The sequence below is a fragment of the Flavonifractor sp. genome (genome assembly GCF_019422385.1).
Lineage (GTDB): Bacteria > Bacillota > Clostridia > Oscillospirales > Oscillospiraceae > Flavonifractor > Flavonifractor avistercoris.
Genome location: NZ_JAHZDL010000066.1, coordinates 1 through 14,850, shown reverse-complemented (window position 1 = coordinate 14,850; position 14,850 = coordinate 1). Strand labels below are relative to the sequence as shown.

Genomic DNA, 14,850 nt, shown 5'->3' with positions numbered 1-14,850 from the left:
GTGAGCACCATGTTGGAGGGGGTGTAGAACGCCTTGTGGCAGGCGTAGAGGGTATCGGCGGTGATGTGGGAGATGGACTCCTGGGTGCCGGCGATGGGCACCCGGATGGGGTGGTGGTCAAACAGGCACTCCATCAGGCCGTAGAACACCTGGTTCTCCGGGTCGTCCTCCACCATGCGGATCTCCTGTCCGATGATGCCCTGCTCCTTGTCCACGCTCTCCTGGGTGAAGTAGGGGATGGACACAAAGGACAGGAGGATTTTCAGGTTATCATAGAACTTCTCCGTGCTCTCGAAGAAATAGCCGGTGATGGCCGAGCTGGTGAAGGCGTTGGGGGAGGCCCCGTTGGCCGCCAGATCCTGGAGGGCGTTGCCGTCCTCGGTGTCGAACATCTTGTGCTCCAGGAAGTGGGCCACCCCCGCCGGGGTGTCCCGCCACTGGCCGTCCAGGTGGAACTTCATGTCCATGCCGCCGTAGTTGGTGGCAAAAAACGCATAGCTCTTCTGAAACTCGGGCCGCCGGTCCACATAGATGTGCAGGCCGTTGGGCAGCTCCGCGTGAAAAATCGTCTCCCCGATGCGGGGGTATTCCTTGCTTACCATGGGCTCACTCCTTGCCTTTCAGGAAATAGACCGTGTCCAGCGTCAGCTTCCGGGCCGCCGCCGTCACCTGCTCCCGGGTGGTGTGCTCCACCCGCTCCGCCAGCTCGTCGGGGGCCTCGGTGAGGCCGGCGGCCGACTGGCCCAGCCAGTAGTCCTCCAGCCGGCTCTGGGCGTCCAGGGTGGTCATGAGGGTGCTCACCACCGACCGGCGGGCCCACTCCAGCTCGTCGTCGGAGAACTGGCCCTCCTGGCAGTTTTTCAGCTGGGCCAGGATCTCGTCCTGGGCCTGGCCCACCTTGTCAAACTCCACGCCGGAGGACACCAGCATCACATCCTTGTATTTCATCAGGCCGGAGCTGGCGTAGTAGCACAGGGACAAACGCTCCCGCACGTTCATGAACAGCTTGGAGGTGGTGGTGCCGCCGTAGACGGCGTTGACCAGGGTGAGGGCCGGGTAGTCCTCGTCCCAGGCGTCGGCGCCGGTGCGGAAGCCCATGGCCAGCTTGCCCTGGGTCACGTCCAGGGCCTCCTCCACCCGGCGGGGCTGGGCGGGGGCGCTCCCCTTGACGGGGTGGGGCACCGGCGTCCGCTCCCCCTGAGGCAGGCGCCGGGCGATGGCCCGCACCGCGCCCTCCACCCGCTCAAAGGGGGCGGAGCCGCAGTAGTAGAACTCCACCGGCGCGGTGCGCAGCAGCTTCTGGTAGTGCTCCCACAGGGCCTGGGGAGTGATGGCGGAGGCGGAGGCCTCATCCCCCAGCTTGTCCACGCCGAAGGGCTCCCCGGCGCACATCTCGGCCACTACCCGCAGCTGGGCGTACTGCCGCTTGTCGTTGATCTGGGCGCGGATGCGGTTCACCAGATTCTCCCGCTCCTGCCGGGTGTAGTCGGGGCAGAAGGCCCCGTCCCGGGTATAGGGCTCCAGCACCAGCTCTCCCAGCAGCGCCGCCGCCGGCTCCAGCACGGCGGAGCCGTCCAGGGTGTAGGCGTCGTCCAGAAAGCTGCCCACAAAGCCCACGCACTGGGTCTCCCCCTTCTTGCGCACCGTGGGCTCCAGGGTGCCGCCGTACAGCTCGTCCAGAGCGGCGGAGAGGCGCTCCATGTCCGGGTGGGCCGCCGTGCCCCGGCGGAGCACCGCGGGCAGCAGGGCGTTCAGCGCCGCCGTCTCCTGGGCCAGCGGGGATAGGAACTGCATCCCCAGCACGCTGGATTTGAATTTCTCTGTCTGCACCGCCGTCAGGTGGACGCCGGGCAGCAATTCCGTCCGTGTGACTTCCATCACGGGTTACCATTCCTTTCTAATATGGGAACTGTCAGTTGTCTGTCTTGGGGGAGAAATACTTCTCCAGAATCGCCAGGCTCTCCTCCCGCAGCACGCCGGCGGTCACCTGGGGCCGGTGGGAGGAGTGGTCAAACACCATCTGGCTGCACGGGCAGCCCGCCTCCCCCAGGATATGGCCCAGATCCACGTTGCTGGCGGCGTAGACCAGCCGCCCCAGACCGCACCACACCATGGCGCCGGAGCACATGAAACAGGGCTCGCAGCTGGAGTAGAGGGTGTAGTCCCTCAGATCTGTGATCCCCGTCTCCCCGCAGAACCGGCGGAGCAGCCCCGCCTCCGCATGGAAGGTGGGATCCGCGGCCGTATGGATCTGGTTTTCGTTGGTATAGACCACCTGGCCGTCTTTCACCAGCACCGCGCCGAAGGGCTCGTTGCCGTGCTCCACCGCCAGGGCGGACAGTGCGATGGCCTGCCGCATAAAAATCTCGTCCTGGTCTCTCATGAGGTATGTGTTCCTTCCTGCCTGTTGTCTTGGATGGCAAAGATATCAGCACCGCATATTATACAACGTTTTGACGGTTTTGACACTAGCAAAACGAAAAAAGATTGGCATGGCGGCGGCTTGCCGTCGTTCCCCCCTTCCGGTACAATAATGTCTGCTGAATCAACCGCAAAGCGGTTTATTCGCGCGGCGTAGCCGCGCAATTCTTCCCACATACGCCGAAATCGGCGTTTGTGGGAAGAATTTAGCCATTGTTGCAATGCGTCCTCCTGGGGCGGCATATCCATGCCGCCCCAGGAAGTGCAAGGGTTTTGGGCTGTTTCGGCCCAAAACCCTTGCACTTGAACAAAGCCAACGGGCCTTGAAAGCCTTGGCTTTCAAGGCTTTCGGCTTTGTTCGGTACGCATTACAATAGATGTAAAGGAATCCGCACTGTCCCGAGAAGGAGGCAATTTATGACACGTGACGCAGTAAACGCACTCACCCAGGCCGGAGAGCAGAAGCTCCAGCTGTCCCGCTCCGCCCCCGGCCGCTTCTTCGCCCGGGCCGCCATGGCGGGGGCCTTCATCTTCGTGGGCACCCTGCTCTCCACCCTCTGCGCGGCCTGGTTCTACGACACCAGCCTCCCTGTTGCCCGGCTGCTGGCGGCGGTCACCTTCTCCGCCGCCCTGACGCTGATCGTCCTTCTGGGGGGCGAGCTGTTCACCGGCTGTACCCTGGTGATGGGCGTCTCCCTCTACGAGGGAAAGGCCGGAGCGGGCGGCACCCTGCGGGTTTGGGCGCTGGCCTGGGTGGGCAACTTCGCGGGGATTCTGGTGCTCTGCCTGCTGCTGGCCGGCTCCGGCGCCAGCGGCGATCTGCTGGGGGCCTATCTGGCCATCCTGGTGCCCGGAAAGCTGTCTCCCCCCTGGTATCTGCTCCTGCTCCGGGGCGTGCTGTGCAACTTCCTGGTGTGCATCGCCGTCTTTGCCGGCTTCCGGCTGAAAAGCGAGACCGCCAAGGCCATCGTGGTGTTCCTGGTGGTCACCACCTTCGTCCTCACCGGGCTGGAGCACTCCGTCGCCAACATGGCCTACTTCTCCCTCTACACCCTGCTGGTGCCCGGCGTGGACATCGCCGCCATGGGGTGGAACCTGCTGTGGGTCACCCTGGGCAATCTGCTGGGCGGGGCGGTGCTGCTGGGCCTGCCCCTGTGGTACGCGGCAGAGCCGGAAAAATCCGCGCTGTAGGCCATTTTTCTCTTGACAAGCGGTTCAATTTATAGTATCATCACATCTGTTGTAAAGCTCAGAAACTTTACCACCTTTACACAGATCCGAGGGGAGGCGCTCCGCATGAAGAACCAGGCCTACCGCATGGCCCTGCTCTACGACTTCTACGGCGACATGCTCACCGACCGGCAGAAGGAGTTCTACGACCTCTATTATAATGAGGATCTCTCCCTGGCCGAGATCGCGGAGAACTACGGCATCACCCGACAGGGCGTCCGGGACGTGATCGTCCGGGCCGAGGCCATCCTCACGGAGCTGGAGGATAAGACGGGCATCATCAAGCGCTTCCACAGGATGCAGGAGCAGTTTGCCCAGATGGAGACGGCGGTGGACGCCATCGCAAAGCGCAACGACGAGCGCTGGCAGGACGACGAGGTGGAGACCCTTTGCGGCCAGCTCAAGGACGTCCTGACCCAGCTGAAACAGGAGTAATCCATGGCATTTGAAGGACTGACCGAAAAGCTCTCCGCGGCGTTCAAGAAGCTGCGGGGCAAGGGCCGTCTCTCCGAGGCCGACGTGAAGGAGGCCATGAAGGAGATCCGCATGGCCCTGCTGGAGGCCGACGTGAACTTCAAGGTGGTCAAGCAGTTCGTGGCCACCGTCACCGAGCGGGCCATCGGCGCTGACGTGCTGGAGAGCCTGACCCCCGCCCAGATGATCGTCAAGATCGTCAACGAGGAGCTCACCAACCTCATGGGCGGCGAGAGCACCAAGCTGACCATCTCCCCCAAGCCCCCCACGGTGGTGATGCTGGTGGGCCTCAACGGCGCCGGCAAGACCACCAACGGCGCCAAGCTGGCGGGCTTCATGAAGAAGCAGGGCAAGCGGCCCCTCCTGGTGGCCTGCGACACCTTCCGCCCCGCCGCCATCACCCAGTTGGAGGTGGTGGGCCAGCAGGTGGACGTGCCCGTGTTCCAGATGGGCCAGGTCGACCCGGTGGACATCGCCAGGGCGGGCATCGAGCACGCCAAGCAGCACGGCAACGACATCGTGTTCATCGACACCGCCGGCCGGCTCCACGTGGACGAGGAGCTGATGGAGCAGCTCAAGGTGATGAAGGCCGCCATCGACCCCACCGAGATTCTGCTGATCGTGGACGCCATGATCGGCCAGGACGCGGTGAACGCCGCCAAGGCCTTCGACGAGGCGCTGGACATCACCGGCGTCATGCTCACCAAGCTGGACGGCGACGCCCGGGGCGGCGCGGCCCTGTCCATCAAGGCCGTCACCGGCAAGCCCATCAAGTTTGTGGGCCAGGGCGAGAAGCTGGACCAGGTGGACATCTTCTACCCCGACCGCATGGCCTCCCGCATCCTGGGCATGGGCGATGTGCTCTCCCTCATCGAGAAGGCCCAGCAGAGCTTTGACGCCAAGAAAGCCGCCGAGCTGGAGCAGAAGCTCCGGAAGAATAAATTCACCCTGGCCGACTTTTACGACCAGCTGGTGCAGATCAAGAGCATGGGCTCTCTGGCCGACATCGCCGGGATGCTCCCCGGCGTGGACGCCAAGGCCCTGGACGGGGCCAATGTGGACGAGAAGGCCCTCTCCCGCACCGAGGCCATCATCCTGTCCATGACCCCCGCCGAGCGGGAGGATCCCTCCCTGCTGAACAACAGCCGGAAGAAGCGCATCGCCGCCGGCTCCGGCACCCAGGTGGTGGACATCAACCGTCTGCTCAAGCAGTTTGAGATGATGCGCCAGATGACCCGCCAGTTCTCCAACAAGCAGCTCAAGCGCATGGGCAAAATGGGAAAGCTGGGCAAGTTCGGCAAGCTGCCCGGCATGCCCTTTTAAGTGAGTTGGTAAGCGCGCTGCGGCGCGTTTCCATAGATGTACGAAATTACATGGAGGTGAAGATACAATGGTTAAGATCAGACTGCGCCGGATGGGCGCCAAGAAGGCCCCCTTCTACCGCATCGTGGTGGCGGATTCCCGCTATCCCCGTGACGGCCGCTTCATCGAGGAGATCGGCACTTACAATCCTCTGACCCAGCCCGCCGAGATCAAGGTGGACGCCGAGCGCGCCCAGGCCTGGATCAAGACTGGCGCTCAGCCCACTGAGACCGTGAAGGCCCTGCTGAAAAAAGCTGGCGCCATCTAATGGAGGTCTCGGCTGGCATGAAGGAACTGCTCACCTATATCGCCCGGAATCTGGTGGACAACCCCGACGCCGTGTCGGTCACCGAGTATCCGGGCGAGAGCGAGACCGTCCTGGAGCTTCGGGTGGCCCCCGAGGACATGGGCAAGGTGATCGGCCGTCAGGGCCGCATCGCCAAGGAGATCCGGGCGCTGATGCGCTCGGTAGCCCAGCGCCAGGGCACCAAGGTTTCCGTCGAAATCGTCGATTGAAAAACGGCGGGGTAACATGCCCCGCCGTTTTTTCCGTATAGGCGCGGCCTCCTGGACGCGCCGCCTGCTGGAGGTATTTCACATGAAAAATCAATTTCTGGAGGCCGGGCAGATTGTCAACACCCACGGCATCCAGGGGGAGGTCAAAATCGTCCCCTGGTGTGACACGCCGGAGTTCCTCTGCCAGTTCGACACCCTCTATCTGGACGGCAGGCCCGTCAAAGTCCTGGCTCGCCGGGTGCACAAGGGCAACGTGCTGGCTAAGCTGGAGGGGGTCAGCGACGTGAACGCCGCCATGGTGCTCAAGGGCAAGACGGTGTTCATCGACCGCACCGGCGTGGAGCTGCCCGACGGGCGGCACTTCATCGCCGATCTCATCGGCCTGGACGTGCTGGACGCCGACAGCGGGGAGAAGCTGGGGGTGGTGGCCGACGTGCTCACCCCTCCCGCCCACGAGGTCTACGTGGTCAAGGGGGAGCACGAGTATATGATCCCCGCCGTGGACGAGTTTCTGGTGGAGACCAGCGTGGAGGGCGGCTATCTCAAGGTGCGTTTGATCGAGGGGATGCGAACCGATGTATAGAATCGACATTATGACCCTGTTTGATCTCACCGTGGGCGACATGATGAACGAGTCCATCCTGGGCCGGGCCCAGGAGCGGGACATCATCCGCATTGAGGCCCACCAGATCCGGGACTACACCCTCAACAAGCAGAAGCAGGTGGACGACTACCCCTACGGCGGCGGCCACGGAGCGGTGATGCAGGCCGACCCCCTCTACCAGTGCTGGAAGCACATCGTGGACACCTGCGGCCCGGGTCACACCATCTACCTCTCCCCCGCCGGCAAGACCTTTGTGGAGGCCGACGCCCGCCGTCTGCGGGACGACTATGACCACCTGATCCTGGTGTGCGGCCACTATGAGGGCATCGACGAGCGGTTCATCGAGGAGTGCGTGGACGAGGAGATCTCCATCGGGGACTATGTGCTCACCGGCGGGGAGCTGGCCGCCATGGTGGTGGCCGACGCGGTGGCCCGGCTGGTGCCCGGCGTGCTGTCCGACCCGGAGTGCTTCGAGGAGGAGAGCCACTGGAACGGCCTGCTGGAGTACCCCCAGTACTCCCGGCCAGAGGAGTGGCACGGCCGGAGGGTGCCCCCCATCCTCCGCTCCGGAGACCACAAGAATATCGCCCGCTGGCGGCGCAAGCAGTCCATCCTCCGCACCCGGCAGCGCCGGCCGGATCTGTACGCCAGGCTGGATCTGTCCTCCAAGGAGGATCAGAAGCTGCTGCGTGAGCTGGAGGAGGAAGAAAAGGAGGGCTCTGTATGAGCTGGGCACAGGACGCGGTCTTCTATCACATCTACCCCCTGGGGTTCTGCGGCGCGCCGGAGTATAACGACTTCGCTAACCCGGTGCCCCGGCTGGACAAGCTGTACGACTGGATTCCTCATTTGAAGGCGCTGGGGATCACCGCCGTGTACTTCGGGCCGGTGTTCCAGTCCACCAGGCACGGCTACGACACTGCCGACTACTACCGGGTGGATTCCCGCCTGGGGGACAACGACTCCTTCGCCAAGCTGTGCGACGCCCTCCACCAGAACGGCATCCGGGTGGTGCTGGACGGGGTGTTCAACCACGTGGGCCGGGACTTCTGGGCCTTCCAGGACGTGCAGAAAAACGGGCAGTCCTCCCCCTACTGCGGCTGGTTCCACAACCTGAACTTCGTCGGCCCCTCCCCCATGGGCGACCCCTTCTGGTACGACGCCTGGCAGGGCCACTACGAGCTGGTGAAGCTCAACCTGCGCCACCCCGACGTGGTACGCCACCTGCTGGACGCGGTGGGGATGTGGATGGATCGGTTCCACATCGACGGCCTGCGGCTGGACGCCGCCGACTGCGTGGACTTCGACTTCTTCCGCGCCCTCAAGGGCTATGTCCGGGAGCGGAACCCCGACTTCTGGCTCATGGGGGAGATCATCCACGGGGATTACGCCCGCTGGGCCAACCCGGAGCTGCTGGACTCGGTGACCAACTACGAGTGCTGGAAGGGCCTTTGGTCGGCCCACAACACCAAAAATTACTTTGAGATCGCCCACTCCCTCCAGCGGCAGTTCGGCCCCGGCGGCATCTACAAGAATCTGGCCCTCTACAGCTTCGCGGACAACCACGACGTGAACCGGCTGGCCAGCCAGCTCACCAACCGCCGCCACCTGGAAAACGTCTACACCATCCTCTACACCATGCCCGGCATCCCCTCCGTCTACTACGGCAGTGAGTGGGCCGTGGAGGGGGCGCGCACCAGGGAGTCCGACGCCCCCCTGCGCCCCTGCCTGGAGCTGGCGGAGATGACAGGCCGGGATCAGGCCCTGTGCGCCCACCTGTCCAAGCTGGCCTCCATCCGGGCGGCCTTCCCCGCCCTGCGGTATGGGGATTTTGAGAACGTGGTGATCAAGAACGAGCAGCTCATCTACCGCCGCGCCACGCCGGAGCAGCGGGTGTACGTCCTGCTGAACCTGGCGGAGGAGGAGATCCACCTGGAGTTCCCTCATCAGGAGCCGGTGCTCCAGGACGTGCTCAACGGCGACGCCATTTTTCACAACGACGGCGGCCGCACCTGGCTGCCCGTGCCCCCCTGCTCCGCCCGCATCCTGGTGGGCGCTCCGGATCGTTTTGCCTGGGAATCCTGATTGTTCACAGTTTTTCCCTTTACTTTTCCGCCGGGCCGTGCTACAATGGCTGCAATCCAAAGATATAATTTCGATTATGATATAAGAGGGTTTTTTCTATGTCTTTCAAGATCATTGTCGACAGCTGCTGCGATCTGACGCCGGCCCAACTCCGGGAGGAGTGCTTTGTCAAGGTGCCGCTGACCATCCGGGTGGGCAACCACACCATTGTGGATGACGACACCTTTGACCAGGGAGAGCTGCTGTGGCGGATGAAGGAGAGTGAGACCGCTCCCCAGTCCGCCTGCCCCTCCCCCATGCAGTACCTGGAGGCCTTTGACTGCGGGGCGGACGACCTGTATGTGGTCACCCTCTCCGCCCTGCTGTCCGGCTCCCACAACGCGGCGGCCCAGGCCCGCAGCATCTGGCTGGAGGATCACCCCGGCGCCAATGTGCACATCTTCAACTCCTGCTCCGCCTCGGCGGGGGAGGTGCTGGTGGCCCTGAAAATCCAGGAGCTGGCCCAGTCCGGGATGGACTTCACCACCGTGGTGGATCAGGTCTCCCGGTATATCAACGAGATGGAGACCTATTTCGTGCTGGAGACCCTGGACACCCTGCGCAAGGCCGGCCGTCTCAGCCGGGTGCAGTCCCTGGTCACCAGCACCCTGCGCATCAAACTGCTGATGGGCGCCACCCCCGAGGGGGAGATCTGCAAGAAGGGCCAGGCCATGTCCGTCAAGCAGGCCCTGAACAAGATGGTGGCCCTCATGGCCGACGACCTCAAGCACGTGGGAAAGCGGCTGTCCATCGTCCACTGCAACTGCCTGGAGCGGGCCTTCTACGTCAAGGAGCTGGCCATGAAGCAGTGCCGGTTTGACGAGATTCTGGTCAGCGACACCGGCGGCATCGCCACCATGTACGCCAACGACGGCGGGATTGTGGTGGCCTATTGACACAAAATACCGTTCCGCCCGGAGGGAAAATCCCCCGGGCGGTTGTTTTTTGTCCGGCGCTGTGCTATGATTGCCAAAATACCCATCGGGAGGCGAACTTCATGAACTATACCATCCGCCCCATTGAGCCCCGGGACGCGGAGGGTGCCGCCGCCCTGCGGCGGATGCCCGGCGTGTTTGAGAACACCACAGGGCTTCCCTCCTGCCGCACCGCCGACAGCGAGGCGTTCATCGCCGGGCTGGGGCCCGACGACCACAACTTCGTGGCGGTGTTGGAGGACGGCACCGTGATCGGCTGCGCCGGGCTCACGGTCTGCTCCAACCCCCGGATGCGCCACGTGGGCAGTGTGGGGCTCTACGTGCACACCGATTACCAGAACCAGGGGGTGGGCACGGCTCTGATGAAGGTCTTGCTGGATCTGGCGGACAACTGGCTCATGCTGGTGAGGGTGGAGCTGGAGGTCTTTGCCGACAATGAGCGGGCCATCCATCTCTATGAGAAGCTGGGCTTTGAGAAGGAGGGCCTGCTGCGCATGACCACGGTACGGGATGGGCGCTATGTAGACGACTGCAAGATGGCCCGCATCCGTATCCCCGGGGAGGCTTTGACATGAACTATACCATCCGTCCCATGGAGCTTGGCGACGCTCCGGGCTTCAACGTCCTGCGGCGGATGCCCGGCGTGTTTGAGAACACCCTCGGCCTCCCCTCCGAGCGGGTTCAGCACAGCATAGACGGCTTTCAGCGTTTTGGCCCCGGCGACCACATCTTCGTGGCGGTGCTGGAGGACGGCACCGTCATCGGCTCCGCCGGGCTCCAGGTCTGCACCAATCCCCGGATGCGCCACGTGGGCACCCTGGGTATGCTGGTACACACGGACTTCCAGAATCAGGGCATCGGCACCACCCTGATGAAAACCGTGCTGGAGCTGGCGGACAACTGGCTCATGCTGGTGCGGGTGGAACTGGAGGTCTTTGCCGACAACGCTCGGGCCATCCACCTTTACGAGAAATTCGGCTTTGAGAAGGAGGCTCTGCTGCGCATGTCCGTGGTGCGGGACGGGCAGTATTGGGACAACTATAAAATGGCCCGGCTGAGGACGCCCTGATGTCCCAGGGCAGGCTGTTTGAGCTGCTCTGCCTCCTGCTGGAGCGGGGCCGCATGACCGCCGGGGAGCTGGCGGAGCACTTCGAGGTGTCGGTGCGCACCATCTATCGGGACGTGGACGCCCTGTCGGCGGCGGGGGTGCCGGTGTACGCCGCGCCGGGGCGGAACGGCGGCGTGGCCCTGCTGGAGGGCTATACCCTCCACCGGGCCGCCTTTACCGAGGCGGAGCAGCGGCAGCTGCTCACCGCCCTCCGGAGCCTGTCTGTGGAGACCGGAGGGGAGACGGCGGACACCCTGTCCAAGCTGTCCGCCCTGTTTCAACGGTCGGAGCCGGACTGGCTGCGGGTGGAGCTGTCCCGCTGGGGCAGCGCCGGGCAGGACGACGCCAGGTTCGGCGTGGTGCGGGATGCCATTCTCTCCCGCCGGGAGCTCTCCTTCCTCTACCTCTCCGCCAGCGGGCCCACCGCCCGGCGGCGGGTGCGCCCCGCCCGGCTGGTGTTCAAGGGACAGTCCTGGTACCTCCAGGCCCTCTGCCTGGAGCGGCGCGACTACCGCACCTTCAAGCTCACCCGGATGCTGGAGCTGGAGGCCGGAGCATCCTTCGACCAGGCCCTCGCCCCGCCGCCCATGGAGAACGGCTGGACGGGGGACGCGCCGGTGGTGTCGGTGCGCCTGCGCTTCTCCCCCTCCTTCGCCTACCGGGTGTATGACGAGTTCGACGAGGGCTGCGTCACCCGGCGGGCGGATGGATCTTTGGAGGTAGCCGTCTCCTTTCCGGAGGATCCGTGGCTGTACGGCTACCTGCTCTCCTTCGGTCTGGGGGTGGAGGTGCTGGAGCCGGAGGGGCTCCGGCGGCGGCTGGCCCTGCTGGCGGCGGATATGGCAAAGCACCACGGAAACCCTGACACAGGATGTCAGGATATGTGTGGTACCATGGGGGCATCTCACACACAGGAGGAATCTGTTATGAACCAGACCTTTTGCCAGTCCTGCGGGATGCCCATGGACGACCCCGCCCTCCGGGGCACCGAACAGGACGGAACCCCCAGCCCCCACTACTGCAAATACTGCTATCAAAACGGGGCCTTCACCGGTGATATGACCATGGAGCAGATGATCGACTTCTGCGTCCCCATGACGGTACAGGCCAACCCCGGCATGACGGAGGAACAGGCCAGGGCCCAGATGCGCCGGTTCTTCCCCATGCTGCTGCGATGGAGGAACTAATGGACTGGAACGCCATCTACCCCAGGCCGGAGGAGCCCACCCCGGAGCAGCTCTCCGCCTATGTGTCCGACCCATTATGGGACGAGTTGAACCGCTGGATCTGTGAAGCCTATTCCCTTGCCCCCAAGTATACCTACAGCCGCTGTTCCATGGGCCGGGGCTGGAACGTCAAATACCGGGTGGGCAGCAGGGCCCTGTGCACCCTCTACCCCGCGCCGGGAGCCTTCACCTGTCTGGTGGCGGCCCCCGCCCAGGCGGAGGCCCTGCTCCCCGCCCTGTCGGCGTACACTAGGGAACTGTGGCGCGCGGCCAGGCCCATAAATTCCGTCCGCTGGCTGTCGCTGGAGGTCTCCTCCCCCCAGGTGCTGGAGGACGTGAAGGCCCTTCTGTTAGTGAAACAAAAGCCAAAACACGCGGGACAGGCGTAGCCTGTCCCGCCTTTTTGTGGTATACTGTAACATACTATAACGTCAATACGAGGTATCTGTATGGAAATCACCCTTCGACAGGAGAGCGCCGCCGAACACCGGGCCGTGGAGGAGCTGGTGCGGGAGGCCTTCTGGAACGTCTATCAGCCCGGGTGCAACGAGCACCACTATCTCCACCTGCTCCGCCAGTCCCCCGCCTTTCGGCCGGAGCTGACCTTCGTATGCGAGGCGGACGGCCAGCTGGCCGGACAGATCGCCTGCTCCGCCAGCTGGATCGAGCTGGCCGGCGGCGGGCGGCTGGACACCGTCACCTTCGGCCCCCTGGCCGTGCTGCCCCGGTATCAGAAGCAGGGGCTGGCCCGGGCCCTGGTGTGCCACGCCCTCCGGGCGGCCCAGGCCGCGGGCCAGCAGGCCGCCGTGATCCTGGGCGACCCCCGGCACTACGGCCGCTACGGCTTCTGGTGCGGGGAGAAATGGGGCATTGCCCTGGAGAACGGCCAGTACCTCCCCGGCCTCCAGGCGGTGGAGCTCTCCCCCGACGCCCTGACCTACGCCGCCGGACGATTCCACGAGGGCTTCCCCTATGACCCCAATCCGGCGGAGCTGGACGCCTTCGACGGCTCCTTCCCTGTGAAGGAAAAAGCCATTACAGATTTTCAGAGAGAATTCCAGGTGATGTGCTCCCTGGGACACGAGGTGATCCCCCATGGATTTATGCAATGAGAAGGACATCCGGGCCCTGCTGGCCCGCCACGGCTTCCGCTTCTCCAAGAGTATGGGCCAGAATTTCCTGATCGAGGGCTGGGTGCCCAGGGACATCGCGGAGGCCTCCGGCGCGGACCAGACCACCGGCGTGCTGGAGATCGGCCCCGGCATCGGGCCCCTGACGGTGCAGCTGGCCCGGCGGGCGGCCAAAGTGGCCGCCGTGGAGCTGGATCGCGCCCTCTACCCCATTCTGGACGAGACCCTGGCCCCCTACGACAACGTGGAGGTGGTGCCCGGCGACGTGATGAAGCTGGATCTGGCCGCACTTGCAGCCGACAAGTTCTCCGGCCTTACAGCCATAGCCTGCGCCAACCTGCCCTACAACATCACCACGCCGGTGCTCACCGCCCTGATCCAGGCGGGGTGCTTCGCCTCCATCACGGTGATGATCCAGCGGGAGGTGGCCCTGCGCATCTGCGCCGCGCCGGGGACGGCGGACTACGGGGCCTTCTCCGTATTCTGCCAGTACCACACCGCGCCGGAGCTGCTCTTCGAGGTGCCGCCGGAGTGCTTCCTCCCCGCCCCCAAGGTGACCTCGGCGGTGATCAAGCTGGTGCCCCGGCAGGAGCCGCCCCAGGAGCTGGTGGAGGAGGGGCTGTTTTTCCAGGTGGTGAAGGCCTCCTTTGCCCAGCGGCGCAAGACCCTGCTCAACGGGCTCACCTCCGCCTTCGGGAGCCGGGTGCCCAAGGATGAGCTGCGAGCCGTGCTGGCGGAGGCCGGCCTGCCTGAAAACGTGCGGGGGGAGACCCTGGGCATCCCCCAGTTCGCCGCCCTGGCCGCCACCCTCTCCCGCCGCCTGTGAGGGGAAACCGGGTGGTTTTTGCAAATTCGGACAAAAGGGCTTGCAAAAACCGGCCGCATCTTCTACAATAGGAATAACAGCACTTTCCCGCACTACACAATCAAAGGGGGATACTTTCATGGCATTGACAAGCAATCGCGCGGTTTTGGATTGGATTGACGAGATGGCGGCCATGACCCAGCCCGACCAGATCGTTTGGATTGACGGCTCCGAGGCACAGCTGGAGGAGCTGCGGGCGCAGGCCTGCGCCACCGGGGAGATGGAGAAGCTGAACGAGGAGAAGCTGCCCGGCTGCTACCTCCACCGCACGGCGGAGAACGACTTGGCCCGGGTGGAAGACCGCACCTTCATCTGCTGCAAAAAGCAGGAGGACGCCGGCCCCACCAACAACTGGATGGATCCCCAGGAGATGTACGCCAAGCTGAAAAAGCTGTACACCGGCGCCATGAAGGGCCGCACTATGTACGTCATCCCCTACTCCATGGGCGTGGTGGGCTCCCCCTTCGCCAAGTACGGCATCGAGCTCACCGACTCCATCTACGTGGTGCTCAACATGGCCATCATGACCCGGGTGGGCCAGGCCGTGGCCGACGTGATCGGCGACGACTTCGTCAAGGGCCTCCACGCCAAGGCGGACATCGACCCGGCCAACCGCTACATCGTCCACTTCCCCGAGGACAACACCATCATGTCCGTCAACTCCGGCTACGGCGGCAACGTGCTGCTAGGCAAGAAGTGCTTCGCCCTGCGCATCGCCTCCTACCTGGGCCGGCAGCAGGGCTGGATGGCCGAGCACATGCTGATCCTGGGCGTGGAGAACCCCCAGGGCGAGGTGCGCTACCTGGCCGCCGCCTTCCCCTCCGCCTGCGGCAAGACCAACCTGGCCATGCTCAT

19 protein-coding genes are annotated in these 14,850 nt (G+C 64.3%); 16 read left to right on the top strand and 3 right to left on the bottom strand.

The features are described 5' to 3' along the window. From QZ378_RS09315 to QZ378_RS09305, 3 genes are all read right to left on the bottom strand, one after another. On the bottom strand, nt 1-602 hold a 602-nt coding region (locus tag QZ378_RS09315; protein WP_291258067.1), incomplete at its 3' end, for a pitrilysin family protein. 4 nt (nt 603-606) lie between these two features. Beyond that, nucleotides 607-1,878, bottom strand: coding sequence for a pitrilysin family protein (locus QZ378_RS09310; RefSeq protein WP_291258068.1), 1,272 nt, complete (start codon nt 1,876-1,878; stop codon nt 607-609). Nucleotides 1,879-1,912: 34 nt separating this feature from the next. Continuing rightward, nucleotides 1,913-2,383: a nucleoside deaminase gene (locus tag QZ378_RS09305; RefSeq protein ID WP_191378556.1), complete on the bottom strand. Its 471-nt coding sequence runs from the start codon at nt 2,381-2,383 to the stop codon at nt 1,913-1,915. A 455-nt stretch (nt 2,384-2,838) separates the two neighbouring features. On the opposite strand from QZ378_RS09305, the gene QZ378_RS09300 reads away from it, so the two are divergent. The 16 genes from QZ378_RS09300 to QZ378_RS09225 form a co-directional block, all read left to right on the top strand. After that, the gene (locus QZ378_RS09300; protein WP_291258066.1) at nt 2,839-3,612 is read left to right on the top strand and encodes a formate/nitrite transporter family protein; all 774 of its coding nucleotides are present in this window, start codon (nt 2,839-2,841) and stop codon (nt 3,610-3,612) included. A gap of 105 nt (nt 3,613-3,717) precedes the next feature. Further along, complete coding sequence (gene ylxM / locus QZ378_RS09295) at nt 3,718-4,086, top strand: YlxM family DNA-binding protein (protein ID WP_291258065.1); 369 nt, start codon at nt 3,718-3,720, stop codon at nt 4,084-4,086. 3 nt (nt 4,087-4,089) lie between these two features. Next, nucleotides 4,090-5,448 (top strand): signal recognition particle protein, encoded by a 1,359-nt coding sequence (gene ffh / locus QZ378_RS09290; protein ID WP_191378559.1) that lies wholly within the window; start codon nt 4,090-4,092, stop codon nt 5,446-5,448. Between the two features lie 67 nt (nt 5,449-5,515). Then, nucleotides 5,516-5,755, top strand: a complete 240-nt coding sequence (rpsP, locus tag QZ378_RS09285) for a 30S ribosomal protein S16 (protein ID WP_007489428.1) — start codon at nt 5,516-5,518, stop codon at nt 5,753-5,755. 17 nt (nt 5,756-5,772) lie between these two features. After that, entirely contained in the window at nt 5,773-6,003 is a 231-nt protein-coding gene (locus tag QZ378_RS09280) for a KH domain-containing protein (RefSeq protein WP_087241535.1), read from the top strand. Between the two features lie 82 nt (nt 6,004-6,085). After that, entirely contained in the window at nt 6,086-6,586 is a 501-nt protein-coding gene (rimM, locus tag QZ378_RS09275; protein ID WP_291258064.1) for a ribosome maturation factor RimM, read from the top strand. Then, nucleotides 6,579-7,334 (top strand): tRNA (guanosine(37)-N1)-methyltransferase TrmD, encoded by a 756-nt coding sequence (gene trmD / locus QZ378_RS09270; protein WP_291258063.1) that lies wholly within the window; start codon nt 6,579-6,581, stop codon nt 7,332-7,334. Before rimM ends, trmD begins: the two co-directional genes overlap by 8 nt. Then, nucleotides 7,331-8,692 (top strand): alpha-amylase family glycosyl hydrolase, encoded by a 1,362-nt coding sequence (locus QZ378_RS09265; protein WP_291258062.1) that lies wholly within the window; start codon nt 7,331-7,333, stop codon nt 8,690-8,692. Before trmD ends, QZ378_RS09265 begins: the two co-directional genes overlap by 4 nt. A 98-nt stretch (nt 8,693-8,790) precedes the next feature. After that, on the top strand, nt 8,791-9,627 hold the full coding sequence (locus tag QZ378_RS09260; RefSeq protein ID WP_291258061.1) for a DegV family protein: 837 nt from the start codon (nt 8,791-8,793) through the stop codon (nt 9,625-9,627). 101 nt (nt 9,628-9,728) lie between these two features. Beyond that, entirely contained in the window at nt 9,729-10,241 is a 513-nt protein-coding gene (locus QZ378_RS09255; RefSeq protein ID WP_191378564.1) for a GNAT family N-acetyltransferase, read from the top strand. After that, on the top strand, nt 10,238-10,735 hold the full coding sequence (locus tag QZ378_RS09250) for a GNAT family N-acetyltransferase (RefSeq protein ID WP_291258060.1): 498 nt from the start codon (nt 10,238-10,240) through the stop codon (nt 10,733-10,735). The genes QZ378_RS09255 and QZ378_RS09250 overlap by 4 nt, the downstream gene beginning before the upstream one ends. Then, nucleotides 10,735-11,961: a WYL domain-containing protein gene (locus QZ378_RS09245; RefSeq protein WP_291258059.1), complete on the top strand. Its 1,227-nt coding sequence runs from the start codon at nt 10,735-10,737 to the stop codon at nt 11,959-11,961. The genes QZ378_RS09250 and QZ378_RS09245 overlap by 1 nt, the downstream gene beginning before the upstream one ends. Then, complete coding sequence (locus QZ378_RS09240) at nt 11,961-12,389, top strand: DUF3788 domain-containing protein (protein ID WP_291258058.1); 429 nt, start codon at nt 11,961-11,963, stop codon at nt 12,387-12,389. Before QZ378_RS09245 ends, QZ378_RS09240 begins: the two co-directional genes overlap by 1 nt. Before the next feature lie 60 nt (nt 12,390-12,449). Then, nucleotides 12,450-13,112: a GNAT family N-acetyltransferase gene (locus tag QZ378_RS09235; RefSeq protein WP_291258057.1), complete on the top strand. Its 663-nt coding sequence runs from the start codon at nt 12,450-12,452 to the stop codon at nt 13,110-13,112. Further along, complete coding sequence (rsmA, locus tag QZ378_RS09230; protein ID WP_191378568.1) at nt 13,096-13,956, top strand: 16S rRNA (adenine(1518)-N(6)/adenine(1519)-N(6))-dimethyltransferase RsmA; 861 nt, start codon at nt 13,096-13,098, stop codon at nt 13,954-13,956. Before QZ378_RS09235 ends, rsmA begins: the two co-directional genes overlap by 17 nt. A 118-nt stretch (nt 13,957-14,074) precedes the next feature. Further along, nucleotides 14,075-14,850: phosphoenolpyruvate carboxykinase domain-containing protein (locus QZ378_RS09225; RefSeq protein ID WP_291258056.1), on the top strand; the 776-nt coding region annotated here is incomplete at its 3' end.

Coding starts and splice junctions, on each gene's coding strand:
- QZ378_RS09310 (WP_291258068.1), bottom strand. CDS start 1,878: ATGGAAGTCACACGGACGGAATTGCTGCCCGGCGTCCACCTGACGGCG.
- QZ378_RS09305 (WP_191378556.1), bottom strand. CDS start 2,383: ATGAGAGACCAGGACGAGATTTTTATGCGGCAGGCCATCGCACTGTCC.
- QZ378_RS09300 (WP_291258066.1), top strand. CDS start 2,839: ATGACACGTGACGCAGTAAACGCACTCACCCAGGCCGGAGAGCAGAAG.
- ylxM (WP_291258065.1), top strand. CDS start 3,718: ATGAAGAACCAGGCCTACCGCATGGCCCTGCTCTACGACTTCTACGGC.
- ffh (WP_191378559.1), top strand. CDS start 4,090: ATGGCATTTGAAGGACTGACCGAAAAGCTCTCCGCGGCGTTCAAGAAG.
- rpsP (WP_007489428.1), top strand. CDS start 5,516: ATGGTTAAGATCAGACTGCGCCGGATGGGCGCCAAGAAGGCCCCCTTC.
- QZ378_RS09280 (WP_087241535.1), top strand. CDS start 5,773: ATGAAGGAACTGCTCACCTATATCGCCCGGAATCTGGTGGACAACCCC.
- rimM (WP_291258064.1), top strand. CDS start 6,086: ATGAAAAATCAATTTCTGGAGGCCGGGCAGATTGTCAACACCCACGGC.
- trmD (WP_291258063.1), top strand. CDS start 6,579: ATGTATAGAATCGACATTATGACCCTGTTTGATCTCACCGTGGGCGAC.
- QZ378_RS09265 (WP_291258062.1), top strand. CDS start 7,331: ATGAGCTGGGCACAGGACGCGGTCTTCTATCACATCTACCCCCTGGGG.
- QZ378_RS09260 (WP_291258061.1), top strand. CDS start 8,791: ATGTCTTTCAAGATCATTGTCGACAGCTGCTGCGATCTGACGCCGGCC.
- QZ378_RS09255 (WP_191378564.1), top strand. CDS start 9,729: ATGAACTATACCATCCGCCCCATTGAGCCCCGGGACGCGGAGGGTGCC.
- QZ378_RS09250 (WP_291258060.1), top strand. CDS start 10,238: ATGAACTATACCATCCGTCCCATGGAGCTTGGCGACGCTCCGGGCTTC.
- QZ378_RS09245 (WP_291258059.1), top strand. CDS start 10,735: ATGTCCCAGGGCAGGCTGTTTGAGCTGCTCTGCCTCCTGCTGGAGCGG.
- QZ378_RS09240 (WP_291258058.1), top strand. CDS start 11,961: ATGGACTGGAACGCCATCTACCCCAGGCCGGAGGAGCCCACCCCGGAG.
- QZ378_RS09235 (WP_291258057.1), top strand. CDS start 12,450: ATGGAAATCACCCTTCGACAGGAGAGCGCCGCCGAACACCGGGCCGTG.
- rsmA (WP_191378568.1), top strand. CDS start 13,096: ATGGATTTATGCAATGAGAAGGACATCCGGGCCCTGCTGGCCCGCCAC.